Annotated in this window: 23 protein-coding genes and 1 other annotated feature; of the genes, 22 read left to right on the forward strand and 1 reads right to left on the reverse strand. The window is 39.8% G+C overall.

Annotation, left to right across the window (positions count from 1 at the left end; all coding sequences use genetic code 11):
• Window positions 1–6: 6 nt before the first annotated feature.
• The 9 genes from FGQ85_RS14100 to metG all read left to right on the forward strand — a co-directional run bounded on the left by FGQ85_RS14100 (window position 7) and on the right by metG (window position 9,866).
• Window positions 7–438: an ATP synthase subunit C gene (locus FGQ85_RS14100; RefSeq protein WP_087169025.1), complete on the forward strand. Its 432-nt coding sequence runs from the start codon at window positions 7–9 to the stop codon at window positions 436–438.
• A gap of 1 nt (window position 439) precedes the next feature.
• The gene (locus FGQ85_RS14105) at window positions 440–748 is read left to right on the forward strand and encodes a V-type ATP synthase subunit F (RefSeq protein WP_087169026.1); all 309 of its coding nucleotides are present in this window, start codon (window positions 440–442) and stop codon (window positions 746–748) included.
• A gap of 15 nt (window positions 749–763) precedes the next feature.
• Window positions 764–1,351 carry a V-type ATP synthase subunit E gene (locus FGQ85_RS14110; RefSeq protein WP_242959050.1) on the forward strand — a complete coding sequence of 196 codons (588 nt, stop codon included), beginning with the start codon at window positions 764–766 and terminating at the stop codon, window positions 1,349–1,351.
• A complete protein-coding gene (locus FGQ85_RS14115; protein ID WP_087253879.1) occupies window positions 1,344–3,110 on the forward strand; it encodes a V-type ATP synthase subunit A in 1,767 nt (588 codons plus the stop codon). Before FGQ85_RS14110 ends, FGQ85_RS14115 begins: the two co-directional genes overlap by 8 nt.
• Window positions 3,111–3,130: 20 nt before the next feature.
• Window positions 3,131–4,567 carry a V-type ATP synthase subunit B gene (locus tag FGQ85_RS14120; protein ID WP_138373759.1) on the forward strand — a complete coding sequence of 479 codons (1,437 nt, stop codon included), beginning with the start codon at window positions 3,131–3,133 and terminating at the stop codon, window positions 4,565–4,567.
• A gap of 13 nt (window positions 4,568–4,580) precedes the next feature.
• Window positions 4,581–5,198, forward strand: coding sequence for a V-type ATP synthase subunit D (locus tag FGQ85_RS14125; protein ID WP_138373760.1), 618 nt, complete (start codon window positions 4,581–4,583; stop codon window positions 5,196–5,198).
• 33 nt (window positions 5,199–5,231) lie between these two features.
• Window positions 5,232–6,104, forward strand: a complete 873-nt coding sequence (locus FGQ85_RS14130; protein WP_138373761.1) for a DegV family protein — start codon at window positions 5,232–5,234, stop codon at window positions 6,102–6,104.
• A gap of 63 nt (window positions 6,105–6,167) precedes the next feature.
• Window positions 6,168–7,433, forward strand: coding sequence for a winged helix-turn-helix transcriptional regulator (locus FGQ85_RS14135; protein WP_243128573.1), 1,266 nt, complete (start codon window positions 6,168–6,170; stop codon window positions 7,431–7,433).
• Between the two features lie 38 nt (window positions 7,434–7,471).
• Window positions 7,472–7,711, forward strand: a binding site (T-box leader).
• A 232-nt stretch (window positions 7,712–7,943) separates the two neighbouring features.
• Complete coding sequence (gene metG / locus FGQ85_RS14140; protein WP_087169032.1) at window positions 7,944–9,866, forward strand: methionine--tRNA ligase; 1,923 nt, start codon at window positions 7,944–7,946, stop codon at window positions 9,864–9,866.
• Between the two features lie 86 nt (window positions 9,867–9,952).
• Here metG and FGQ85_RS14145 read toward each other — a convergent pair whose 3' ends face one another.
• Complete coding sequence (locus FGQ85_RS14145) at window positions 9,953–10,846, reverse strand: LysR family transcriptional regulator (RefSeq protein ID WP_171027976.1); 894 nt, start codon at window positions 10,844–10,846, stop codon at window positions 9,953–9,955.
• Window positions 10,847–11,027: 181 nt separating this feature from the next.
• Here FGQ85_RS14145 and FGQ85_RS14150 point away from each other — a divergent pair, with 181 nt between their 5' ends.
• The 13 genes from FGQ85_RS14150 to FGQ85_RS14210 all read left to right on the forward strand — a co-directional run bounded on the left by FGQ85_RS14150 (window position 11,028) and on the right by FGQ85_RS14210 (window position 24,725).
• Window positions 11,028–12,269: an aminopeptidase P N-terminal domain-containing protein gene (locus FGQ85_RS14150; RefSeq protein WP_138373764.1), complete on the forward strand. Its 1,242-nt coding sequence runs from the start codon at window positions 11,028–11,030 to the stop codon at window positions 12,267–12,269.
• A 205-nt stretch (window positions 12,270–12,474) separates the two neighbouring features.
• On the forward strand, window positions 12,475–13,155 hold the full coding sequence (locus FGQ85_RS14155; protein ID WP_171027977.1) for a tetratricopeptide repeat protein: 681 nt from the start codon (window positions 12,475–12,477) through the stop codon (window positions 13,153–13,155).
• Window positions 13,131–13,463 (forward strand): SEC-C metal-binding domain-containing protein, encoded by a 333-nt coding sequence (locus tag FGQ85_RS18900; RefSeq protein WP_243128574.1) that lies wholly within the window; start codon window positions 13,131–13,133, stop codon window positions 13,461–13,463. The genes FGQ85_RS14155 and FGQ85_RS18900 overlap by 25 nt, the downstream gene beginning before the upstream one ends.
• 152 nt (window positions 13,464–13,615) lie before the next feature.
• The gene (locus FGQ85_RS14165; protein WP_243128575.1) at window positions 13,616–14,269 is read left to right on the forward strand and encodes a PD-(D/E)XK nuclease domain-containing protein; all 654 of its coding nucleotides are present in this window, start codon (window positions 13,616–13,618) and stop codon (window positions 14,267–14,269) included.
• A 61-nt stretch (window positions 14,270–14,330) separates the two neighbouring features.
• Complete coding sequence (locus tag FGQ85_RS14170; protein ID WP_138373767.1) at window positions 14,331–14,864, forward strand: hypothetical protein; 534 nt, start codon at window positions 14,331–14,333, stop codon at window positions 14,862–14,864.
• Window positions 14,865–15,317: 453 nt separating this feature from the next.
• A complete protein-coding gene (locus FGQ85_RS14175; protein WP_138373768.1) occupies window positions 15,318–17,153 on the forward strand; it encodes a S8 family serine peptidase in 1,836 nt (611 codons plus the stop codon).
• A 19-nt stretch (window positions 17,154–17,172) separates the two neighbouring features.
• Window positions 17,173–18,135: a hypothetical protein gene (locus tag FGQ85_RS14180; protein ID WP_138373769.1), complete on the forward strand. Its 963-nt coding sequence runs from the start codon at window positions 17,173–17,175 to the stop codon at window positions 18,133–18,135.
• A gap of 17 nt (window positions 18,136–18,152) precedes the next feature.
• Window positions 18,153–19,724 (forward strand): ABC transporter ATP-binding protein, encoded by a 1,572-nt coding sequence (locus FGQ85_RS14185; protein WP_138373770.1) that lies wholly within the window; start codon window positions 18,153–18,155, stop codon window positions 19,722–19,724.
• 30 nt (window positions 19,725–19,754) lie between these two features.
• On the forward strand, window positions 19,755–21,362 hold the full coding sequence (locus tag FGQ85_RS14190; protein WP_138373771.1) for an ATP-binding cassette domain-containing protein: 1,608 nt from the start codon (window positions 19,755–19,757) through the stop codon (window positions 21,360–21,362).
• 205 nt (window positions 21,363–21,567) lie between these two features.
• Window positions 21,568–22,539: a radical SAM protein gene (locus tag FGQ85_RS14195; RefSeq protein ID WP_138373772.1), complete on the forward strand. Its 972-nt coding sequence runs from the start codon at window positions 21,568–21,570 to the stop codon at window positions 22,537–22,539.
• Window positions 22,517–23,863 carry a radical SAM protein gene (locus FGQ85_RS14200; RefSeq protein ID WP_138373773.1) on the forward strand — a complete coding sequence of 449 codons (1,347 nt, stop codon included), beginning with the start codon at window positions 22,517–22,519 and terminating at the stop codon, window positions 23,861–23,863. The genes FGQ85_RS14195 and FGQ85_RS14200 overlap by 23 nt, the downstream gene beginning before the upstream one ends.
• A gap of 47 nt (window positions 23,864–23,910) precedes the next feature.
• The gene (locus FGQ85_RS14205; RefSeq protein ID WP_138373774.1) at window positions 23,911–24,153 is read left to right on the forward strand and encodes a phosphopantetheine-binding protein; all 243 of its coding nucleotides are present in this window, start codon (window positions 23,911–23,913) and stop codon (window positions 24,151–24,153) included.
• A 23-nt stretch (window positions 24,154–24,176) separates the two neighbouring features.
• The gene (locus FGQ85_RS14210) at window positions 24,177–24,725 is read left to right on the forward strand and encodes a hypothetical protein (RefSeq protein ID WP_138373775.1); all 549 of its coding nucleotides are present in this window, start codon (window positions 24,177–24,179) and stop codon (window positions 24,723–24,725) included.
• Window positions 24,726–24,789: the final 64 nt, after the last annotated feature.

Genomic DNA, 24,789 nt, shown 5'->3' on the forward strand with positions numbered 1-24,789 from the left:
TTTATTATGACTCTTGCAGCGAGAATAGCGCTAATTGCAGCACTGATCTTAAGTATTATCATTCCGTTTGGATATTATCTGATCGGAGAGAAGAACAAAGGGCGTTACAAACGTGCCATTGGAGTGAATGTATTTTTCTTCTTCGGAGCATTCGTTCTGGCATCGATTATGATGTTTGCAGGACCGAATGTACAGGCGGCGGACGCGGCAGCCTCTGCCTCTACAGCAACGGGAATGGGCTATATCGCGGCCGCACTGGTTACCGGTTTATCCTGTATCGGCGGCGGTATCGCCGTGGCAAGTGCAGCGAGCGCGGCACTTGGCGCGATCAGCGAGGACTCCAGCGTCCTTGGTAAGTCGCTGATTTTCGTAGGACTTGCAGAAGGTGTCTGCCTGTACGGGCTGATCATCTCCTTCATGATCCTGGGACAGTTATAAGATGAAGATGTTTCTGATCAGTGATAATGTCGATACGTATACAGGAATGCGCCTTGCAGGCGTGGACGGAGTTGTCGTACACGAACGTGAGGAGCTCTATGAGGCGCTCCAGAATGTCCTGAAGGACAAGACTGTGGGGATTGTCCTTCTGACGGAGAAATTCGGGAAAGAATTTCCGGATCTCATCGACGAATTCCGTCTGGAGAGGAAAATGCCTCTGCTTGTGGAGATTCCTGACAGACACGGAACCGGACGGAGAAAAGACTTTATCACATCTTATATTACCGAAGCAATCGGACTGAAATTATAAAAGGAGGGATTCCTTTTGACATTAGATGAGAAAATTGCGAAGATTCAGACCTCCTCAATGGAGGCGGCCAGAGCAGAAGGAAATGAGATTATAACGAGTTACCGCGCGGCCCTCGACAAGGTGTTTGAGGATCATAAGCAGGAGGCCGTGCGCCAGATGGAGACCCGGATCAAAGCGGAGACAGTCAATGCCAGACAGCAGAAAAACCAGGCGATGGCAAAGGCACAGCTGGATCTGAAGAGGCAGGAAGGAAGAGTGCAGAAAGAACTAAAGGACAAGGTGTTCCGGGAGGTCATGGAACTGGTGGCATCCTATATGAAAACAGAGAAGTACCGGGACTTTCTTCTGCGCTGTATCCGGAAGTCTGTAGAATTTGCGGGCGATGAGGGATTGACAATCTATATCAATCCTTCGGATCAGGAGATGAAAGAGGAGCTGGAATTAAAGTCCGGCACCATGCTGACGATCAGCAACGAAGACTTCATCGGAGGAGTCCGGGCAGTCATCCGCGGCAGAAATATTCTGATTGATCATTCTTTCAGGACCGCTCTGAGATCGGAGTATGATGAATTTGTATTCCTGGGAGGTGATGGAGTTGTCTAAGACTGGGAAAATCTATGGAATTAACGGGCCTGTCATCTATCTGAAAGGCAATACCGGATTCGGAATGTCCGAAATGGTTTATGTGGGAAAGGATCATCTGGTCGGAGAAGTCATTGCCCTCGATAAGGACCGGACAACTATTCAGGTGTACGAGGAGACATCGGGACTTCGCCCGGGAGAAGAAGTGACCGCCTCCGGAAATGCAGTGTCGGTGACTCTGGCGCCCGGGATTCTGAATAATATATTTGACGGAATTGAGCGTCCGCTGGAAAAAATATCAGAGACGGGCGGAGCTTTTATTACAAAAGGAATTTCGGTCGACTCCCTCGACCGTGAAAAGAAATGGGACACCCATTTTACTGTGAAGAAAGGCGATTATGTCAACGGCGGCGATATTTTTGCGGAGGTACCGGAGACAAGAGCTATTGTCCATAAATGTATGATTCCGCCGCATCTGCACGGTACGGTCGTATCTGTGCGGGAGGACGGGCCGTACACGATCGAAGAGCCGCTTCTGACTCTGGATACAGGAAACGGACAAACGGTGGAGATTCCGATGGCCCAGAAGTGGCCGATCCGGACACCGCGCCCGGTGAGCCAGCGGTTTGCGGCATCGGTACCGCTTGTGACGGGACAGCGGATCATCGATACGATGTTCCCGATCGCAAAAGGCGGAACAGCTGCGATCCCGGGAGGATTCGGAACAGGAAAAACAATGACCCAGCATCAGATTGCCAAATGGTCCGATGCGGACATTATTATCTATATCGGATGCGGAGAGCGTGGAAATGAAATGACCCAGGTTCTGGAGGAGTTTGGGGAACTGACAGACCCGCGGACCGGAAACCCTCTGATGGACCGGACGACGCTGATTGCCAATACGTCCAACATGCCGGTGGCGGCCCGTGAGGCAAGTATCTATACGGGACTTACTCTGGCCGAGTATTACAGGGACATGGGATATGATGTGGCGATCATGGCGGACTCCACATCGAGATGGGCGGAGGCTCTTCGTGAACTTTCCGGACGTCTGGAGGAGATGCCGGCAGAAGAAGGATTCCCGGCTTACCTTGCATCCAGGCTGTCGGCTTTCTATGAGAGAGCGGGCATGATGCAGAACTTAAACGGTACGAGAGGATCAGTCAGCATTATCGGGGCGGTATCGCCTCAGGGCGGTGACTTCTCGGAGCCGGTCACACAGAATACGAAGCGGTTTGTGAGATGCTTCTGGGGACTGGACAAGAGCCTTGCCTACTCCAGACATTTCCCGGCCATCCACTGGCTTTCCAGTTACAGTGAATATTTGCAGGATCTGTCCCACTGGTATCAGGACAATGTTTCTCCGAAGTTTGTAGATTACCGGAACCGGCTGATGGCCCTTCTGAATCAGGAGAGCAGCCTTCTGGAAATCGTCAAGCTGATCGGAAGTGACGTTCTGCCGGATGACCAGAAGTTGATTCTGGAAATTGCAAGAGTCATCCGTCTGGGCTTCCTGCAGCAGAACGCTTTCCACAAAGATGATACGTGCGTCTCTCTGGAAAAGCAGTTCCTGATGATGGATACGATTTTATATCTGTACAAACAGGCACGGGCCCTTGTGACAATGGGGCATCCGATGTCGGTTTTGAAGTCGGAAAATATTTTTGAACGTGTCATTGCCATCAAGTACGATGTGCCGAATGACCGGCTGGAACTGTTTGCGCAGTACCGGCGGGACATTGATACCTTCTACCAGCGTGTGCTGGAGAAAAATGCATAAAAGGAGGGAACGGAACAGTTATGCCAATCGAATATCTTGGGCTTAGCAGCATTAACGGTCCCCTCATTGTACTGGAAGGGGTACAGGATGCGTTTTATGATGAAATTGTAGAATTTATTGTGGGAGGAAACGAGAAGCGGATTGGAAGAATCATTGAGCTTTATGGGGACAAGGCGGTCATCCAGGTCTTTGAAGGATCCGAGGGAATGTCCCTTGTCAACACCCACACCAGACTCACCGGGCATCCGATGGAGATCGGACTGTCCCGCGAGATGCTTGGAAGAACCTTTAATGGAATCGGACAGCCGATCGATGATCTGGGAACGATTGCCGCGCGAGTGAGGCGGGATGTCAATGGACTGCCGCTCAACCCGGTAAAACGGGAATATCCGAGGAACTATATTCGTACCGGGATTTCGGCAATTGATGGCCTGACTACGCTGATTCGAGGACAGAAGCTGCCGATCTTCTCCGGAAACGGACTGCCGCATGACCAGCTTGCAGCGCAGATCGTCAAGCAGGCGTCTCTGGGAGAGGATTCCGGTGAAGAGTTTGCCATTGTCTTTGCGGCCATGGGAGTCAAACATGACGTGGCGGACTTTTTCCGCAGAACTTTTGAGGAGAGCGGCGTGGCAGACCATGTGGCCATGTTCCTGAATCTGGCAAACGATCCGGTGGTGGAACGTCTGATTACGCCGAAAGTAGCGCTGACGGTTGCAGAGTATCTGGCATTTGAGCAGAACATGCATATCCTTGTCATCCTGACGGATATGACATCCTTTGCCGAGGCCATGCGTGAGGTGTCCTCCTCCAAAGGAGAGATCCCAAGCCGGAAGGGCTTTCCGGGTTATCTGTACAGTGAACTTGCCGCGATCTATGAGAGAGCGGGCATCGTGGAGGGTGCAGGCGGTTCGGTAACGCAGATTCCGATTCTGACGATGCCGAACGATGATATTACCCACCCGATCCCGGACCTGACCGGATATATTACAGAAGGACAGATAGTACTGGACCGGAACTTAAACGGTCAGTCCATTTATCCGCCGATCAGCGTCCTGCCGTCCCTGTCCCGTCTAATGAAAGACGGAATCGGAGAGGGTTACACGAGAGAGGATCATCAGGATCTGGCAAACCAGCTGTTTTCCGCCTACGCAAAAGTGGGGGACGCAAGAAATCTGGCATCGGTTATCGGAGAGGACGAACTTTCCCCGATCGATAAAGAATATCTTGCGTTCGGGAAGGAATTTGAAGAGAAATACATCGGTCAGGGTCCGGAGGAAAACCGTACCATCGAGGAGACACTGGATCTTGGATGGGAGCTTCTTGGACGGCTTCCGAGAGAGGAGCTGGACCGTGTTAATACGAAGATTCTGGACAAATACTATCATCCGACAAAACGGGATGAAGGTGTCACCATGAGTGCGAGTCCAGGCTCTGTAGCAAATAAAGAAATGTAAAGGGGTGAGGCTGTTGGATCCACGGACATTTCCGACAAAAGGCAACCTGATGCTTGCGAAGAATTCTCTTGCGCTTGCGAAGCAGGGATATGAACTGATGGATAAAAAGAGAAACATTCTGATCCGGGAACTGATGGATCTGATCGATCAGGCCCGCACCATTCAGGAGGAGATTGACAGCACATTTGCCTATGCGTATCAATGCCTTCAGAAGGCAAATATTGAAAACGGGATCAATACGATCTCCCAGATCGCATATACGGTTCCGATCGAAGATTCGATCGTGATCCAGACAAGAAGTATCATGGGGACGGAGATCCCGCATGTGAAATATACGCCGAAGACCCCGGTTCCGACTTATGCGTTCAGCGCGACAAAAGAGTCCGCGGACCGGGCGGCGGAAGCTTTCCGGAAGGTGAAAGATTTGACGGTGAAGCTTTCCATGGTGGAGAATGCGGCTTACCGGCTTGCTTCCAATATTAAAAAGACGCAGAAGAGAGCCAATGCGCTGCAGAACATCACTATCCCGATGTATACACAGCTTGTATCAAGCATCAGCAACGCACTGGAAGAAAAAGACAGAGAAGAATTTACAAGACTGAAAGTGATCAAGCGGAGAAAACAAAGTTAGAGAAAAGAGATGAAATGAGGAGGCAGAACAACGATGGACTACACGATTACAACAGATTCAAATTCGGATGTGCCGGCAGAGGTTTTGAAGAAATATGGAATCCCGGTGATTCCGCAGTACTACGCATTCGGAGATGAGGTTTACGGAGACGAAAAAAACATGTCCCCGCATGAATTTTATGAGACCATGAGAAAGGGAGAACTTCCGAAATCCATGGCAAACAATCCTGCGGTCATCCGTGAAAAATTCGAGGCAGTTTTAAAAGAAGGAAAAGATATTCTCCACATCGCATTTTCCAGCGCATTGAGCGGCAGCTATAACAACGTGCGCATGGTGGCAAGGGAGCTGCTCGATGAGTATCCGGACAGGAAAATCGAGATCTTTGACTCCCTGAATGCATCCCTCGGCGAAGGTCTGTCAGTGTACCGGGCGGCAGAATTAAGGGAGCAGGGGAAAGCAATGCAGGAAGTCCTGACAGTACTGAATGAAGAACGAAGCCATATCAATGTCTGGTTTACCGTGGATGATCTGCACCATCTTCAAAGAGGAGGACGTGTCTCCAAAACGACTGCGATTGTCGGCAGCATGATCAACATCAAGCCGCTTCTTCGTATAACGGCATCAGGAGAACTGAAATCCGACGGCACTGTCCGCGGGCGGAAGAAGGCGCTGAAAACACTTGTCACCAACATGGAAAAGTCGCTGGATCCGGAACATTACGGAAAAGACCGCAAAGTGGCAATCCTTCACGGAGACTGCATGGAGGATGCCCTCGCAGTGAAGAAAATGGTAAACGATCTTGGATTTGAGGATGTCGTTATCAACGATGTCAGCCCAAGCATAGGCACACACGCAGGACCGGGCGTTGTAGGACTGGTGTACTACGGAGGGAAAGTGACGGAATAAGGAGGCGAGGCTGTGGATTCATAAGCGATTAAGGAAATACGGGACATAGGAGAAACCATCGCAGTGGAATTCAAGCGTTGTGGGAATGGTATTGAAAGCGATGTATATGAAACAGTATGCTCTTTTCTGAACCGTTTTGGAGGAGACATTTTTTTAGGCGTACTGGATGATGGAACTGTTTTAGGGGTGCCGGAAAATGCGGCAGCTGATATGGTCAGAAACTTTATAAGCTGTGTCAGCAATCCGGCGTTGTTTACACCTACAGTTTATTTGTCACCCAAAGTCCTGAAATATGAGGGCAAGACAATTATTCATATTCATGTTTTACCAAGTGCCGAGGTTCATAGTTACAAGAAAATAATTTATGACCGGATTGATATGCTTCCTAAACTTCGTATTATGGCAGAAAATCAGAGTAACGGAAGCGGACATCCGTGGAGCCGTATGACAGATGATGAATTGTTGAAAAGTGCGAGATTATATTCTATTGATCGTGTAACTGGTGAGCAGGGATTCAATCTGGCAGCGGTTATGCTTCTTGGAAAAGACGATGTAATTTTAGACATTGTACCGGCCTATGTGACAGATGCGCTTTTACGCAGAGTAAACATTGATCGTTATGATGATAGAGAAATCATCCAGACAAATTTGATAGAAAGCTATGAGCGTTTAATGGAATTTGGGCGCAAGCATTTGCTGGATAAATTTTTTCTCGAAGATGACCAACGTAAGAGTCTGAGAAATATTATCACCCGTGAGATGATTGCGAATACATTGATCCATCGTGAATATACAAGCTCTTATCAGGCAAAATTTGTAATAGAAAAGGAACGGATGTATGTGGAGAATGCCAATCGTGCTTCTCAAAATATTGTGATTACACCGGATAATATGGAACCAATACCCAAAAATCCAATTATCGCATCCTTTTTTAGAAATATTGGTTATGCGGATCAGCTTGGTTCTGGTGTAAGAAATTTATTTAAATATAGTAAATTTTATTCTGGAAATGATCCCGAGTTTATTGAAGGAGATATATTTAAAATTATTGTACCATTGGATGAGGGAAATAGAGAAGAACAGACCACCCAGTCAGTCACCCAGACCACCCAGTCAGTCACCCAAACCACCCAGTCTAAAGAAAATGATCCTGAAAAAAATATTATGGAACTGATAGAACAGAATCCGTTTCTTTCTCAAAAACAAATGGCTGAAAAACTGAATTTAAATAAAAATACGTTGAAGTACTATATCAAAAAAATGAAAGAAAAGGGAGTAATTGAAAGAGTAGGAACCAATCGAAAAGGGAAGTGGATTGTTAAATCTTGACTTTCAAAAATTTCTATGCTACCATTTTTACTACATAAGCAAACGCGTAGAAGAAGAGAGTACATGTTCTGGAATCTTACAGAGAATTCCCGGATGCTGAGAGGGATGGAGAAAGGAAGATGGAAGATGGCTTCAGAGCGGCATGGATGAACACGGATGACCGTGATAATTCATGATGGGTTCCGCCCGTTACAGCGGAGGGTGCCGTCCGGCACTCGCAGAGGTCTGTCCTGCGAGGGGCAGATAAACGGAAGTGGTAACGCGGATTCGCCTTCCGGGGAAATATCCCCGGAAGGCTTTTTATTTAACAGGAAACTTTGTTCCCTGTTAAATAAAAACGCTCCGCGGGATGCGTACTCGTGCGAGGCAGAAATTTGTCGCTGACGCGACCGCACTCGGCGCGAGAGTTCCGCAAGCGGAACTCTATGTTTATTTTGTAGCGTTGACTGGTGGACCGTATCAACAGGTGAAGCTGATTTTAGCGTTTATTAAAAAAGGAGAGAAAAATCTATGTGCAGTAATTGTAATGAAAAAGAAAAGTATTATATCACGACTGCGATTGCCTACACATCCGGCAAACCGCATATCGGAAATACGTATGAGTTTGTGCTTGCGGACGCAATCGCAAGATACAAAAGAAGCAAGGGCTACGATGTCTATTTCCAGACCGGAACAGATGAACATGGACAGAAGATCGAGCTGAAGGCGGAGGAAGCAGGCGTGACTCCGAAGGAGTACGTGGACAAAGTAGCTGCCCAGGTGAAAGAGATCGCTGACATGATGAACACATCATACGATCATTTTATCCGTACAACGGATGACTACCATGAGAAACAGGTGCAGAAGATCTTCAAAAAGCTGTATGATCAGGGAGACATTTATAAAGGATACTATGAAGGAATGTACTGTACTCCGTGCGAATCCTTCTTTACCGAGTCCCAGCTTGTGGACGGTAAATGTCCGGACTGTGGACGTCCGTGTACACCGGCAAAAGAAGAAGCATACTTCTTCAAAATGAGCAAATATGCGGACCGCCTGATCCAGCATATCAACGAGCATCCGGAATTTATTCAGCCGGTTGCGCGGAAAAACGAGATGATGAACAATTTCCTTCTTCCGGGACTTCAGGATCTTTGTGTATCCAGGACGTCATTTAAGTGGGGAATCCCGGTAGACTTTGATCCGAAACATGTCGTTTATGTATGGCTGGATGCGCTGACCAACTACATCACCGGAATCGGATACGATGCGGACGGAAACAGCTCTGAGCTTTTCAACAAGAACTGGCCGGCAGACCTGCACCTGATCGGAAAGGATATTATCCGTTTCCATACGATTTACTGGCCGATTTTCCTGATGGCGCTGGATCTTCCGCTTCCGAAGCAGGTATTTGGTCATCCGTGGCTTCTGCAGGGAGACGGCAAGATGAGTAAATCCAAAGGAAATGTGATCTACGCGGATGAGCTTGTCAACCTGTTCGGTGTGGATGCAGTACGTTATTTTGTGCTTCACGAAATGCCGTTTGACAACGATGGTGTCATTACATGGGAACTGATGGTAGAGAGAATGAACTCTGACCTTGCCAATACATTAGGAAACCTTGTAAACAGAACAGTTTCCATGACAAATAAGTATTTTGGCGGAACAGTGACGGATAAAGGCGTGGCAGAAGAAGTGGATGCAGACCTGAAGCGTGTGACGGAAGAGACATCCGGCAAAGTGGACGCCAAGATGGAAGACCTGAGAGTGGCAGACGCCATCACAGAGATTTTCAATCTTTTCAAACGCTGCAACAAATATATCGATGAAACAATGCCATGGGCACTTGCAAAAGAAGAGGATAAGAAAGACCGTCTTGAGACAGTGCTTTACAACCTGATTACAAGCATCTCCGAAGGAGCAAAACTGCTTGCACCATATATGCCGGAGACAGCCGAAAAGATCCTCGCGCAGCTTGGAGACGGCCATGTGACAGACAAGCCGGAGATTCTTTTTGCAAGAAGAGATATCAAAGAAGTGATGGAAGAAGTAGAGAAACTTCATCCTGCACAGCCGGAAGAAGCACCGCAGGAAGAGGAAGGTCCGGTGATCGATATCGAGGCAAAACCGGAAATCTCCTACGATGATTTCATGAAAATGCAGTTCCAGGTAGGCGAAATCATCAAATGTGAGGAAGTTCCGAAGTCCAAAAAACTTCTCTGCTCTCAGGTGAAGATCGGAAGCCAGGTAAAACAGATCGTGTCCGGAATCAAGAAATGGTACTCACCGGAAGAGATGGTCGGAAAGAAAGTCATGGTTCTTGTCAACCTGAAACCGGCGAAGCTGGCAGGCGTGCTTTCCGAAGGAATGATTCTCTGTGCGGAAGATGAAAATGGAAACATCGTACTGATGCAGCCTGAAAAAGACGTTCCGGCAGGAGCGGAAATCTGCTAGAAAACAGGAAAAGACGGGAGCTGTCCCTATGGGCGGGCTCCCGCCTTTTATTATGAAGCGATGTGTCTGGCAGCTGAAAACTGCCGTCAGTTCCGGTTTTGAACCGGGTGTGCGCACTCACGGATAAATGCTAGAAACTGTTCCTCCCGGGGATTTGGCTGGTAATTGTCCGCTGTTGCGTACAGGAAGTCCAGTGTATTATATTTTGACTCCAGCGGAACATAACAGATATCCTGTTTGACAGGTTCTTCTCCAAGAATAGCCAGAACTCCGATGCTGTCACTGTTTTCCAATGTATCAAAAAAACCGCCGCGGTCACTGACATATAAAATACCGGAGAAATCCGTCAGTTCAATATGCCTGAAAAACGGCAGAGAATCATTGAAACAGACGAGTGGGAAACGAAACATATCTTCAGGTGTTACACAGGAATGTCCGGAAAGAGGATGCCCTTTCCGCATAATTACGGAAAGTCTGACGTCCGGGAACAGCTTTTTGACTGTACAATGATAAGACCGGGCCATTTTTTCATAGATGGCATGAGTGTTGCTCGCGTAGCATACAAGCGCAAGACGGGCGGCCCCGGAGTTGAGCGCCTGAAAACATTCCTTCAGGGAAAGCTCCTTAAAACTTTCAGAACCCTCTACAGGAAAGTTCCCCTGGAAACGGAGAAAGCAGTTGAAAAAGAACGGCCTGTAGTAGGATACAATATCCAGACGGCAGGAAGATCGCGCTTTCAGCCGGCGTATATATTCCACTTCAGAATGAATCTTTGCGGCGCTGTTCAGCAGCTCTTCACCTGAGGCGGTGGGAATGATCCCGGTAGACGTGCGCCGGAAAATCTGGATTCCGAGTTCCTTTTCCAGAGATTTTAGTTTGCTGCTCAGGTAAGGCTGTGAAAGAAAGAGTTCTTTTGCAGCCTTGCTGATGGAACGGTATTTTGCGATTGCCAGAGTATACTCCAAATCTTTTAAATCCATAAACGCCCTCCTGATCAAAACTGAAGATCGTATCATAGTATAAACTTGAAAAAAGTATAGCATTTTGCAGAATCTTTTTCAATGAAGGGCGAAAAGTGATGAAAATAGAGTGATTCTGACGGTTGTTTGTGCTAGAATACTATTAGACTAAAGTACAAAGACCGAAGGAGGGAAATAACAAATGGAACCACAATTTTACAAGGGAAACAGAGATGCGTTTATGGAGAAGCTGGAGCCGGGCAGCCTTGCCCTGTTCTTCAGCGGAAGCCCGGTCCGTAAGACGGCTGATGAGGACTACGGCTACTTCGCGAACCGGAATTTCGTCTATCTGACCGGAATGGAGCAGAAAGATACTGTTCTTATGATGGAGAAAGACGCATCAGGATACAGGGAAACCCTGTTTATTCTTCCGCCAAACCTGATTGAGGAGAGATGGACCGGAAGCAGAATGAAACCGGAAGAGATCGAAGCAGTCTCCATGATTTCCAGCTTTGCCTACAAAGAGACATTTGAAGAAGAGCTGAAAAAGGTGCTGACTTCCGGACGGATCCAGAAGGTGTATCTGGACATTGACCGGATGGAAGGACAGGTTGTTGTCAGCGCGGCAGACAGCATGGAAGCATTCCTGAAGCAGGAATATCCATCCATGCCGATCGAAAATTCCCTGCCGATCATGAAGATGCTCCGTCTCATCAAGAAACCGTGTGAGATCCGTGCGATGGAAAAAGCGCAGGAGATCACAAAAGCCGGAATTCTTGCCATGATGACACATTCAAGACCGGGTATGTATGAATACCAGTATAAGGCAGAGTATGATTATGCACTGGCACAGCATGGTGTGTTGGAAGCGGGATTCCCGTCCATTATCAGCGCCGGAAAGAATAACTTCTGCATCCATTATTATGGATACCGCGGACAGGCTATGGACGGCGACATCGTGCTCAACGATGTAGGTGTACGCTGGGACAACGAACTGACAGACGTATCCAGAGGATGGCCTTGCAACGGAAAGTATTCCTCCAGACAGAAACTCCTTTTTGAATGTCAGTACAATACTTCCGAGCACATGTTCTCGATGCTGAAACCGGGCATCCCGATGAAAGAAGTGGATGCGGAGATCCGCCGCTACTGCTTCGAGCAGCTGAAAGAAGCAGGCGTATGCAAGAGCTTTGATGATATCGGAACCTATATGTGGCATGGCGGAGCGCATCATGTCGGATTTGACACCCACGATGTCGTATCCGCAAGAGACGCCATCATCCAGCCTGGTATGGTATTCTGTGTGGATATCGGAATCTACCACGAAGAATGGGGCATCGGATTCCGTCTCGAAGACAACTGCCTCATCACAGAGGACGGATGCAGGAACCTGTCAAAGGATATCCCAAGAACAGTGGAAGACATTGAAGCAGTTATGAATTAGAAAAGAAAATGAAAAAGATATGTATTTCCGGGAATACGGAGATACATATCTTTTTTTTGGAAAAGGATCAAAGTAAAGATGGCAGATCTGGCGGGTACAAATGAACAGTGGATTGAGATTTATAAATATGGACTCACAAAAAAGATAAAACCGCGAGAATCAATAGTCCACCAATATCAGAATAGAATAAAGGAGAATGGTGAAGATGAATAAGATTCTCAGAATAAAAGATTCAGATGATAAACAGGCGTTGTGGGAGGAGATAGAACAGCTTGCCGGACAGTTTGTACTGCCGCTGCAAAAGCAGATAAAAGAGGCGTTTCGTCTGGCAGATGAAGAAAAATACGAGGAAGCAGCAGGGCTGTGCTGCCGAATCCTGGATGAGGATGATTCAAAACCGGAGATCATGAATCTGCTTGGCCAATGTTATTTTGCGCAGGGAAATATGGCAGGAGCCGCAATGGCATTTCATGAATTGGTGGAAATCGCCCCGGAGAACGCGGAATATCATTGTTCTCTTGGAATGGCATATCATCGAATGGGCGAATTTGAAGAAGCTGTAAAGCAATTCAAAGAGGCTGGATTGCTGGAACAATGCCGCCCGCTTTTCCGTGAACTGATTGATTATATCAGCGGGAAAAATTATCTGAGAACAGAGAGAACTAAAGAAACATTGAAATCAGCTTTTATCACATGGGAATCGTATCGTTTCCATGACGACAGGAAAGTCGGCAAAATTATGGATACCGGTCTGACTTCTATTTATAATATCCGTATACTCTCAAAGATATATTGTGGATGGAAGACAGAGAAGATATACAAAGAGATGCACTTGTTTCGGAATGGAATCTGTGCCGATATGTGCCGGAACATCCAGAAGAAATAAAGTACATTCAGGAAAACTATCCATATAACTATGAGTGCAGCCGGCAATTTCTGGAAAGAGTAAAACAGGATGCGGAACAAACAGAAAAAGAAGTGCTGGAAGAATTACAGAAATTATCCGATCATCAAACCATTCAGGAATGGAAAGCGTTTCTTGAAAACGAATCTAGTCAGATGAATGCAGCAGACAGGGCAGAAGTTTTGGTAGATGGCTGGGAACCATACAGGCGGAAAGGGGTAAAAGTAGGACGAAATGATCCGTGTCCCTGCGGAAGCGGTAAGAAATATAAAAAGTGCTGTGGAAAGTAAAGATCTCCGGCTTTCCTTGCCTGAAGACGGAAGAGATGATAAAATTATGCAAAAGAAAGAATCCACAGTCTTCAGGGAGGAGATGAGAGGAAAATGATGGAAAGAGAGAAAAAACTTCCGGTGGGAATCGAGGATTTTCAGGAGAAAGTATTGTGAAAACAGTACGGCAGGAGTTGACCTACAAGGATATTTATGATTCTGAGGAAAATATCTGGAGCGTATTGTTTACAACAGGTTACCTGACCCGGCGAGGAAGAGCTGATGGGAATCGGATACGGCTTGCAATTCTGAATAAGGAGATCCTGAATATTTTCGAGGAACAGATTTCACGATGGTTTCAGGAGACGGCACGAAAAGATGGAGCAGCTTTAAGTGCTTTTTGCGAAGCATTTGAAAACGGAGATGCAAAAGATGCACAGCAAAAATTCAACGAGTATCTCAATCGCACTATCAGTATCAGAGATACAGCTGTGAGAAAAGAGATGAAAGAAAATTATTTTCATGGACTTCTGCTTGGTCTTCTGGATTATAAGGAGAACTGGCATGTGACATCCAATCGGGAATCCGGAGATGGATATACGGATATTTTGATAGAGATCGATGAGAAAAAGACGGGGATTGTGATTGAAGTGAAATATGCAGAAGACGGAACTCTGGAAGCAGGGTGTCGGGAGGCATTGCATCAGATCAATGCAGGACGATACACAGACTTGCTGCCTGAGGATGGGATGAAGACAATCTTAAAATACGGAGTAGCATGTTACCGGAAGCGGTGTCAAATTGAGCTGGAGAGGGTACAATATTAAAAAAGCTGTCTGGTAAAGACAAAAGTAAGATTTTACGAAAGAGATAAGGAGTCGATACAATATGAAATTGATAAAAAAGAGAGGATGCCTTCTCCTTGGAAGCCTGATGCTTTCTGCTGTTTTGCTGGCGGGATGTTCGGGACAGAACCCGGAGACAAGGCAACTGCGTGCATTATGTGAGGAATTGTTTTCTTTTCCGGGCGGTAGCGCCGATCAGATACTGGCGGCGGCACAGGATGATTCTTCGGGAACGGATACAGACACGGAAGAACAGTCAGGAGGTCTGAGCCAGACGATCGAAGAAGTTTACGGAGACTATTTTACGGAATCTGGACTTCAGAATTTTTACCGGAGCGGTTTCCCTCTGAATCTGTATTATGCAGCGCAGGAGAAAGACTGTGAGCTGTCTTTTGAAAAGCTTGAGAAAACAGTTGGCGGGGGAGATCAGGAAAATACGGAAACATATAGTGTGGAAATCCGTGTAAATGGAAATCCGGTTCATCAGGAAATCGATGCGGCCTTTGAAGATGGAAAAGTGGATTACTTCTATTTTGCAGATGACGAGTTTTTTACGGCGATTGATGAGATTTCATAGAAGGTTATAGATAATTATCCAAAGTATGATCCTGTAACGAAAAATATTTCTAGACAAAAATGATCTTTGAATGTGATTCCTGTACTACTAAGCAAATGTTCGCTATGCTGAAACCAGGATTACCGATGATGCAACTTGTTCAAGGACATCCCAAGAATGGTGGAAGATATTGGGCGGGGATGAAGTAGAAATCAGAAAAAGTATGAAAAAAGATATATATTTCCTGAGAAATGGAGATGTATATCTTTTTTATAGCTTAGAATACAAATAAAAAAGACAATATAGCAATAAAATGAAAAAAGAATGTAAAATATATCAAAATGTTATATGATATATAGAGAGATAAAACATTAAATTATAGAAAATATTATATATAAATGGGTATATATAGAGAATTATTATAGATGTTTTTATAGATAAAAATAAAGTATTATTTGGTGATAGGGTGAGAGCATGAAAATAGAAAATAAAAAGGAAATATTTGATTTTATAGTAATTGATAGTGGATTAAACACAAAACATACTAAAATTTTGCCTGCTAAATACAAAGGGATTCATTTAATGTATGATAAGCAACAGCGGAAAATTATTGAAGATTCCGACATTGAAGATAAAATTGGACACGGGACAGCAGTATTTTATACCATTTGGAAAGAAAATAAGGATGCTAGAATTTTAGTTATAAAACTATTTGATACTGATATGGAAATTTCGGAGAAGTTATTAATTGATAGCTTAAAATATATTTCAAATAAATATCAAGGGAAGATTATAAATTTAAGTTGTGGACTTAGTGTATGCGAAAATGAGGATGAATTAGCAAAAGTGTGTAATTTACTAGAGAAACAAGGAAGTACTATTGTAGCTGCATTTGCTAATGATGGGTCTATAAGTTATCCAGCAGCATGTAGCAGTGTTATTGGAGTCGATATATCTTTAAAATGTCAACATATATATGATTATGAATATGTTGAAAGCGATGTTATTAATGTTCGGGCATGCGGAATTACTCATAGATTACCGTGGTTAAAACAAGAAATGAAACGTGTATCTGGTACAAGTTTTGCTTGCCCATATATATCCGCATTGATTTACCGTATGATTAAACAAAAAAATGTGAAAACTAGCATTTGTCAAATAAAAAAATTATTAAAAAGATTTGCGAAAAAAGTATATGGATATGAGAAAATAGATAAACTGCCCCAACTTTTTGATATAAAAAACGCAATTTTGTTCCCGTTTAACAAGGAAATGCATTCGATAGTTAAATTTTCGCATTTACTGCAATTTAATCTTAAAGATGTTTATGATAGTAAGTATTTGGGGGTTTGTGGTAAAAATGCATCTACTATTTTAAACACAAAAGACTTAAGTAAAGATTATCAAATAAAGGATATAGACACGTTAAATTGGAAAGATGAGTTTGATACAATTATTTTAGGACATCTTGAACAGCTAGAGCAGATCATTGGAAAAAAATATAAAAAAGAATTATTGATGCTAAGTAAAAAAAACAATAAAAAAGTAGTTATGTTTGACGACTTGAACTATAAAGAAAGTATAGAGCATTTGGATAACGTATATGTACCCCGAATAAGTAATAGAAATTTGCCGTGTAATCGTTTTGGAAAATTATATAAAATAGGAGTGCCTATTTTATGTGTAACTGGTACAAGTTCAAAACAAGGGAAATTTACTACGCAGTTAAAGTTAAGAGAAAAATTTCAAAAGATGGGATATAAAGTTGGGCAACTTGGAACAGAACCCTCTTCGCAATTGTTTGGGATAGATGAAGTATACCCCATGGGATACGGGAGTACCGCTTATTTGGACGGTATGGATGAGATTGTAATGATTAATTATTTATTAAATAAAATTCAAAAGAAGAGACCTGATATCATATTAGTTGGATCACAAAGTCAAACTATACCGTATGATTCTGGAAATCTAAGATATATGCCTATTCATCAGAATAATTTGTTATATGCATCAGATCCAGATGGATTTCTGTTAATTTGTAATTATTTTGATGACGATGAATATTTACAAAGAAATATATGTTTTTTAAATCATTTTAATGCGGCAGATAATATTATTGCTATTGGAATATACCCTTTTCAAGAGGATCTGCAATGGGCATATTTATCAAATGTAAAAAAAGAAGTAGAGTTTAAAGAAGCTAAAAAGCGTGCGGAAGAGATTCAAAAGAAGTTTGGAATAGCTACATATATTTTGGGAAGAGAAGACAAAGAAATATTTGAAAAGTGTATATCATATTATACAGAATGAGGGAAAGAGGAGTGTTATTATGTTACCGATAAAGGAAATCTATAATTATGCATTACAACGTATGGATAAAGAATTAATGGAAAAAGAGACTTCAGATAATATACAGAGGTTGATAAATAATCTGTCATATTATGAAATAGAAACAAATGAAATATGGTTTGAATATCATTCTGATAAAAAAATAGATTTAATATTTAAAATATGGGATTTTGAGAAAATATATATGTTTTACAAAGAGTATGTATATAGTAAAAATGAAAATAGCACAGTCAACCATATTTTTTTGATGCTTAAAAAATTGTTAGAAAAAAGGGAATATATTAATGCAATTTCATTAGAATATGATTCAAATGAACTAGTAAAAGAAAATCCTATTCCTTGTATATTTTTGGAAATAGATTATGAAAAAATTCCAAAAGAGCAAATAAAAAATGTTTATAAATATATAATGGAATTGTTAGATTTTTCTCTAAAAGACATATCCAATGAAGAATTTGAAAAAATTTTGGATAAAATCGTGTGGTTAGGAAATCAAGGATACTATTTATGGAATATAGGTGTTATGGCATCAAGAAATAGTTTTTTGCGGCTAGTATGGACACCATGTTCGTATAAAAATAGCAAAAAATTAGCGGAATCTTTAGGCTGGAATTTAAAAAACAGCGAGTTATATAAAAAATATTCAAATAAAACGGCAGAATATATCTTAGATTGTGATTTAATTGGAGAAAATTATTCGAATTTTGGTATTAACATTTATCAAAAAGATTATGTGGAAAAAATTTCTTTATTAAGCACATTAAACGAGCATAGAGATTTATCTGAATCCTTTATTGCGTCCTTGCTTAAATGGCAACATAAGAAAGTTATTTATACAAATAAAAGTGGATTATTGATTTGGCAAATTTGTCATATTAAAGTAAAACAAAATAATGAATCCCCTAAAATTTATACTAGAATTGAACATTACAGCTTGAAGTAAATGTAGAGGAGAAGAAAATGAAAACGCAAGTAATTCATTACATTGATAAAACAAAAAAAGATTTCTTTATTATGCTGATGCTCAATATTATAAATACTTTTTTGGCTTTTTTATATATTCCTTTTATAAACAGTATAGAGAGGAGACTCTTTTATAGAGAAGAAGGATTAGAGTTGTCTTTTGTGTTGCTGACTATAGGGTTTGTGATAATAACAGTTACTTTTTATTTTTTTTCTAAAGAGAAAACAAATAAATATTATATAGATATGAATGAGAAGCTGAAGGGTGATTTAGGAGAATATTTATGGAAGATAGAACCTTATGAATTATGTCAAAGCGGGGAATCGAAATACTTAATGCTTGTAACAAAAATTAAATCCTGTAGTGAGCTGGTGGATAGTTACTTGAGTATAGGAATTTCTACGGGGATGCTGATTGTTTTAAGCGTTTATATTTGTGTTTACATGGATCTCAGATATCTGCTCTTTGTAATATTGATGATATGCATTCCGATAGGAACGATGATTTTAAGTAAGCCAATTGAAAAGAAGCAACAGGAAATGAATGAACTAGAAAAACAGAGTTTGTTGCTAATAAAAAACATGATAAGAGGGCTGTCGATTGTAAAATGTTATTTTCTCGAAAGCAAAGTGACACAGAAGTTTAAAGAAAAAATTCACTTTTTGTCAAAGATCGAACAAAATAAAAAGATATATCAATCTATTGTTGAAATATACATGCAAATTGGAAGGTGCCTAATTATGATTCTCATTCCTACATTAACGGCTCTTTTGTCAAGAAAAATGAATCTCATACAAGAGGGGATTTTATCGTCATCTATTATCTTTTTCTATTTGCTCGGACACATGATGGAGGTTGCGGGACGAATAGGAAATTTGCAGGAACAGAAAGCGGATATGGAATTTTTGGAACAATTCTATAGCCTGGATACTTTAAAAGAGCTGTATACGAAGCCTGGGGATAAAATTTTAGAATTAAAAGGTGAAAATTTGGGTTATGCCTATGGCGATAAAGAAGTTTTCAAATCGTATAATATGGTTTTACCTAGTACGGGATTGATTTTAGTAAAAGGAGAAAGTGGAAAAGGTAAAAGTACGCTGCTTAAATGCATGTCTGGTTTGCTTCAAATAGCAACTGGGAAGTTTTATATAAATAATACAGAAATTGAAAGAGAAGAATTGTTTCAATTATGTGTATATGAACCGCAAGATCCAGTATTATGCAGTGATATTAAAGATAATTTTAGAATAGTGAACAATACGCTTAGCGATGAAGAAGTTTTTAGTTTCATAAAGTGTTTTGATCCTAAATTAGCAAAAAAAATGTGGGAAAATGTAGGATGTGAAATGTTATCTAGAGGCGAGAAAAAAATCATTCAGGTTCTTAGATGCACTGTCAGTGAGGCAAACTGGCTTTTCTTAGATGAACCATTTTCCGCTTTGGAACAAAAAGTAAAAGATAAGATAGAAAAAATGATATTAGAAATAGCAAAACAGAAATGCGTTGTTATAGCAATGCATGAAACAGATATGGATGAGTATGCAGATAATATTTACATTTTGCATTAGAAACATAAAAAGATAATAAATGGTGGAGTTATGCGAAAAAAATATAATTGGAGAATGGTTTGTGGGAAAGATAAATGGAAAATTATAGTTTTGTTATTATCGACAGCATCTTTGATCGGTATGGCTGCATATTCTGCTTCTATGATAGCGGCAATTTTGGTAAATCTGATTGTTTATGAGAAAAATGTTGACACACAAAATTTAAAATTGTTGATCGGTGCTTTTCTAATTAGCTTTTGCTTAATTGGTTTTTTACGCAAGATTATAATTACAAAATTAGTTCGGATCAGAGAAAGAATTGAAGAAAAAATTTTTATACAATTTTTAAATCAGAATATTCTCGAATCAGATTATGACGGGAAACTGATTTCTATGATTACAGAAGATAAAAATAAGATCATTGATTTTATCGAAAATCAGCTATCCGAACTGATTGAGTCTATCGTAATCTCTATTATTATGGGTGGTATTGTCTTATATCTTGACAGAGTATTGTTTTTTTGCGTGTTGATATGTTCGGTAATTTCAGCCTCATCTTATATTTATGCGAAAAAGATTGAATTATGTGAGAAAGAACGTTTGGTGAAGGTCGATGAAGAAAATAAATCTTTTTTAGAATTATTCAGGATGATAGAAATTTTGAACTTTCACAAATTTAGTCGACGTTTGCTCGAACAGCATAGAAAGACCATACATATATGTTCAAAAAAGGAATTAGAAAAGCAAAAAATGATGTTGCTTTTTGATACGATATCGTACTTATGCAATATCATTAGAGAGTTGATCGTTATTTTTTATGGAAGTATTTATGCAAATATGAATATCGGTATGGTTATTGCCACGTTAAATATGACAAGCTTTTTTAGTGAAGTTGCTAGAGAACTGGGAAATTATCGAGTGAAAAACGCAGAATGTAGTACCTCTATTGAACGTCTTATAAAACTATTGGAGAATGAAACAGAGACAGCAGAGTTATCCATAAAAAAACAAAAAGTAGAGAAGATCAAGATTGAGAATTTAAGTTTTCAATATGAAAATGGTGGTGGTTTAAGGAAGCTTTCATGTTCCTTTGAAAAAAATAAAATTAATGTTGTAATAGGAGAAAATGGGGCAGGCAAAACGACATTAATAAAAATTTTATGTGGCTTATTGATTCCTCAGACTGGAGAAGTTTATTTTGATGAAGAAAGACAACGAAATGTCGATTTGAGACAAAACACGGCATATGTCGATCAAAATAATATATTGTTAGAAGGTACAATTTTAGAAAATATTACAGGCTATGAGGAGACTCCTGATCGAAACAAAGTGTTCCAACTCATTCAAGAATTGAATCTCGATGCCTGGATATCAAGTATAGAGGGCGGCATTTATCATGTTTTGAATAGTGAAGTACTGGAAATGTCTGGTGGCCAGAGGCAGAGATTGTCTATTGCAAGAGCATTATATAAAAATTGTCCTGTTCTTATCATGGATGAACCAACGGCATCCCTGGATGAAGAAAATAAACAAAAATTGTGGGAAGTGCTAAAAAAAATAAAAGAAGAAAAGATTTTAATTATTGTAACGCATGACAAAAATTTATTAAAATATGCAGAACAAGTAGAGGAATTAAAGACAGGGAATATCTATAAATAGGAAAGAGATATTTTCACCAGTATTTAATGGTGTAAATAAATAAAAAATAGGAAGGAGGTAAAGTATGAAAAAGTTAAAAAAAAGAAAAGCCAAGTCATCAAAAAAAGTATTGCTCTTTATGAATGGAGAACAGTGTTGTAACTGGTAAGATTTTTGATGAAAATTCTTGGGGGAGTCGTTCCCCCAAGAAAAAGGAGAAAGAGTCATGAAAAAATATTTGAGAAGTCCCCAAATTGTTAATATAGAGTTGACGACAATATGTCCATGGAAATGTCCTCAATGTTATAAAAAAATAAAAGGAATTGAGGAAAAAAATTTTGAATGGTCAAGACTTCAGGAGTTACTAGTGGAAGCAAAAACAGTAGGGGTAAGAAAAATATTGTTCAGTGGAGGAGAACCATTATTTTATCCTTGGATAAAGGAGGCAATAAAACTAGTAAAAAAACTTGAAATGGAGTTATACATTTCTACAGGAGGCGTAGAAATACAAGATGAATTGTATGATATAATGACACAGCTGGATGCTCTTTATATATCATTAAATGGATCTACGGAGGAAGTGAATCAGAAGTCTAGGGATGGGTTTAAGGCAGCGAAAAGAATGCTATTCGAAGCGAAAAAAAGAGGGATCAAAACGAGAATTAATTGGGTCGCACGTAGAGATAATGTGGAGGACTTTCCTCAATTGTGCAAATTTGCTGAAGATGTAGGCGTTGAAGCGATTGACATATTAAAAAATAAGCCAGATGCAAGGGGCGAAATTAATGGTCAATTACAGTATAAAGACATCGAGTTTTTAGCTAATTTTATAATGAGGAACACATTGGAAAAAATTAAGATCAATATTGAGTCTTGCTTTTTTGAGTTAAGAAACTTGTGTGGCATTAAAATCAAAAATTCTATTTTAAAAGGGTGTAGCGCAGGGAAATATTCAATGGCAATAAACGTTTGGGGATACATGATGCCATGTACTCATGCAGATGGTAGAATTTCTGTGTGCAGTGAAGCTAATTTAATTGAATTTTGGAATAAAGAAAATATACTAAAAGATGTGAGAGATAGTGATCCTAAATATAAAGAATGTGAGCAATGCCAATATTATGAGTGGTGTTCACCATGTCCCATTAATTGGGAAAAAGAAGGATGTATTTTGAATGAAGGAGCAAAAGATGTATAAATTTTCGAAATATAATTTAGTTGCTAAGAATTATATGGATCAATATTATATATATAATGTATTAAGTAAAAATTGTGATTTGGTTTCTAGTAAGATATATAATCTATTAGTGAATAAAAAAATAGATAAAATTTTAGTTAATCCATTTTTAAAAGAAAAAATGATAGAAAAAGGTTATATTATTGATGATACAATAAATGAAATGGAGTATATTGAATATAAATATAATAGTATCGTATGGGATTCAGAAGTTTTAGATTTGACATTTATAATGACACATGCGTGTAATTTCCAATGCATTTATTGCTACCAGAAAGAAGAAAAAAAATCTTTTTCAATAGATGCTATAAAAAAAATTAAGAGGTTTATAGAAAGGGAAACAAAAAATAATATAAAAAAAGTTTATATCAATTGGTTTGGGGGAGAACCTTTATTAGAAAAAGAGACATTACTTGACTTAAGTGATTTTATATTAAAAATAGGAAAAATAAATAAATTTACCTATTTAGGACGCATTACTACAAATGGATATTTGTTAACAGAAAATTTATTTCTAAATCTTTTGAATTCGCACATATTTTTTTATATGATTACAATTGATGGTATAAAAGAATACCATGATAAACAGAGACCTCTGAAAAATGGTAAGGGAACATATGATAGGATTATGGAGAATTTACAAGCTATCAAGAAAATTAATCGCTCATATTCAATAGATATAAGAGTTAATGTGTCTAGAGATAATTATCCTTATATAGAAGAGTTTTTAAAAAAATGGAATTTGGAATTTGAAGAAGATAGGCGTTTCCACATTGTTTTGGAACCGGTACATGATTGGAAAGGTGAACGGATTAAAACACATCAGGAGCAGGTAATTTCTGATATAAAACTTATAAGCGCTTTATATAAAGAGGCTGCAAGACAAGGAACAAATTTACAGGACTATTTAAAGTATAATAGTGAGGTTCAGTTTTGTGCCGCATCTAAGAAAAAAGGCTATGTTATCATGAATGATGCTTCTGTTCATAAATGTGAAATGGCAATGTCTGACGAAGTATATAAAGAAGCAAATAATATAGGTTTTATTGATAATAGTGGGAAGATTCATATAGATCCATATAAAGAGGCGAAATGGTTGACGAGAAAACAAAACTTAGACAAATGTTATAAGTGCATTGCATTTCCGTTTTGCATGGGCGGAGCAAAATGTAACTATGCAATGAAATTTCATCAACAGATGGAATGTGAGGAAAATATAGAATACTTATATTGGATGAGTTCATTATTAAGTACATCGTCAAAAGAGATAATCAGTTTTTTATAAATTAAAAATATTATTTTCATTTGTTTTCAAGAAGGAGAAGATGATACATGAGAGAGGAAATATTAGAGGTAATAAATAATGTTGGTGTAAATTTAGAGGGAGAAGAAGAAATAAGTATAGAGATGGATTCATTGCAATTTGTTGCGCTAATATGTGATTTGGAATCAAAATTCGAGATAGTATTTTCGGATGATGAGCTGTTTTCGGATAAATATGCTAATGTTAATGAATTTATCCAGTGCGTTGAAAGAAAAATTGTTTTAAAAAGAAATAAAATAACAGTTAACTAGAAATATATAAAAGGAAGAGTATTGTGGAAAATAAATTTATTGATTCATTTAATTTATTAACATTTGATTGTATTGATAGGTGTATTTGGTTAATCTTAGAGGAAAAGTATCCTGGAATTACCCTAAATTACTTGGTTTTAAGTGGATATAAAGATATTAAAAACAATATTTCAAAAGAATTAAAAATCAGTCCTTCTAATTGTTTGCAACTTTATCTAGGAGATAAACAAAAATTTTTTGAAAGTATAAACAAATTACTAAAAAAAAGCAAACTTATCTTGCCAATAAATTTGTACTATAAAAAGGAGCATAAAATGTTCCATATGGAGCATTATACACATTATTTAATTGTCTCATCTTATGATACAATACGCGATTGTTATGAAGTTATTGATGAGGACTATAGCAAAAATTATGGTATTCCTAAAAATCGTCAAAATGGAATGAGATATTGCAAACAATATTATTCAAAGGACGATTTATTTGAATTATGTGGTACTGTTAAAGAGTGTTATAAACAAGTAAGTAAAATTCAAGAAAATGAATTCCCTTATTATAGACTAGTGTGCTGACTTGATGATATTTAACTAAATATTCTGGTAATCACAGCTGTTCTGATGTATAATCAAAAAAAAC

This window comes from Pseudoflavonifractor sp. BSD2780061688st1 E11, assembly GCF_005844125.1.
GTDB classification, from domain to species: Bacteria; Bacillota; Clostridia; order Lachnospirales; family Lachnospiraceae; genus Sellimonas; species Sellimonas catena.

Coding starts and splice junctions, on each gene's coding strand:
- FGQ85_RS14130 (WP_138373761.1), top strand. CDS start 5,232: ATGGACTACACGATTACAACAGATTCAAATTCGGATGTGCCGGCAGAG.
- metG (WP_087169032.1), top strand. CDS start 7,944: ATGTGCAGTAATTGTAATGAAAAAGAAAAGTATTATATCACGACTGCG.
- FGQ85_RS14120 (WP_138373759.1), top strand. CDS start 3,131: ATGCCAATCGAATATCTTGGGCTTAGCAGCATTAACGGTCCCCTCATT.
- FGQ85_RS14190 (WP_138373771.1), top strand. CDS start 19,755: ATGCGAAAAAAATATAATTGGAGAATGGTTTGTGGGAAAGATAAATGG.
- FGQ85_RS14100 (WP_087169025.1), top strand. CDS start 7: ATGACTCTTGCAGCGAGAATAGCGCTAATTGCAGCACTGATCTTAAGT.
- FGQ85_RS14200 (WP_138373773.1), top strand. CDS start 22,517: ATGAAGGAGCAAAAGATGTATAAATTTTCGAAATATAATTTAGTTGCT.
- FGQ85_RS14155 (WP_171027977.1), top strand. CDS start 12,475: ATGAATAAGATTCTCAGAATAAAAGATTCAGATGATAAACAGGCGTTG.
- FGQ85_RS14150 (WP_138373764.1), top strand. CDS start 11,028: ATGGAACCACAATTTTACAAGGGAAACAGAGATGCGTTTATGGAGAAG.
- FGQ85_RS14145 (WP_171027976.1), bottom strand. CDS start 10,846: ATGGATTTAAAAGATTTGGAGTATACTCTGGCAATCGCAAAATACCGT.
- FGQ85_RS14170 (WP_138373767.1), top strand. CDS start 14,331: ATGAAATTGATAAAAAAGAGAGGATGCCTTCTCCTTGGAAGCCTGATG.
- FGQ85_RS14105 (WP_087169026.1), top strand. CDS start 440: ATGAAGATGTTTCTGATCAGTGATAATGTCGATACGTATACAGGAATG.
- FGQ85_RS14185 (WP_138373770.1), top strand. CDS start 18,153: ATGAAAACGCAAGTAATTCATTACATTGATAAAACAAAAAAAGATTTC.
- FGQ85_RS14180 (WP_138373769.1), top strand. CDS start 17,173: ATGTTACCGATAAAGGAAATCTATAATTATGCATTACAACGTATGGAT.
- FGQ85_RS14175 (WP_138373768.1), top strand. CDS start 15,318: ATGAAAATAGAAAATAAAAAGGAAATATTTGATTTTATAGTAATTGAT.
- FGQ85_RS14195 (WP_138373772.1), top strand. CDS start 21,568: ATGAAAAAATATTTGAGAAGTCCCCAAATTGTTAATATAGAGTTGACG.
- FGQ85_RS14205 (WP_138373774.1), top strand. CDS start 23,911: ATGAGAGAGGAAATATTAGAGGTAATAAATAATGTTGGTGTAAATTTA.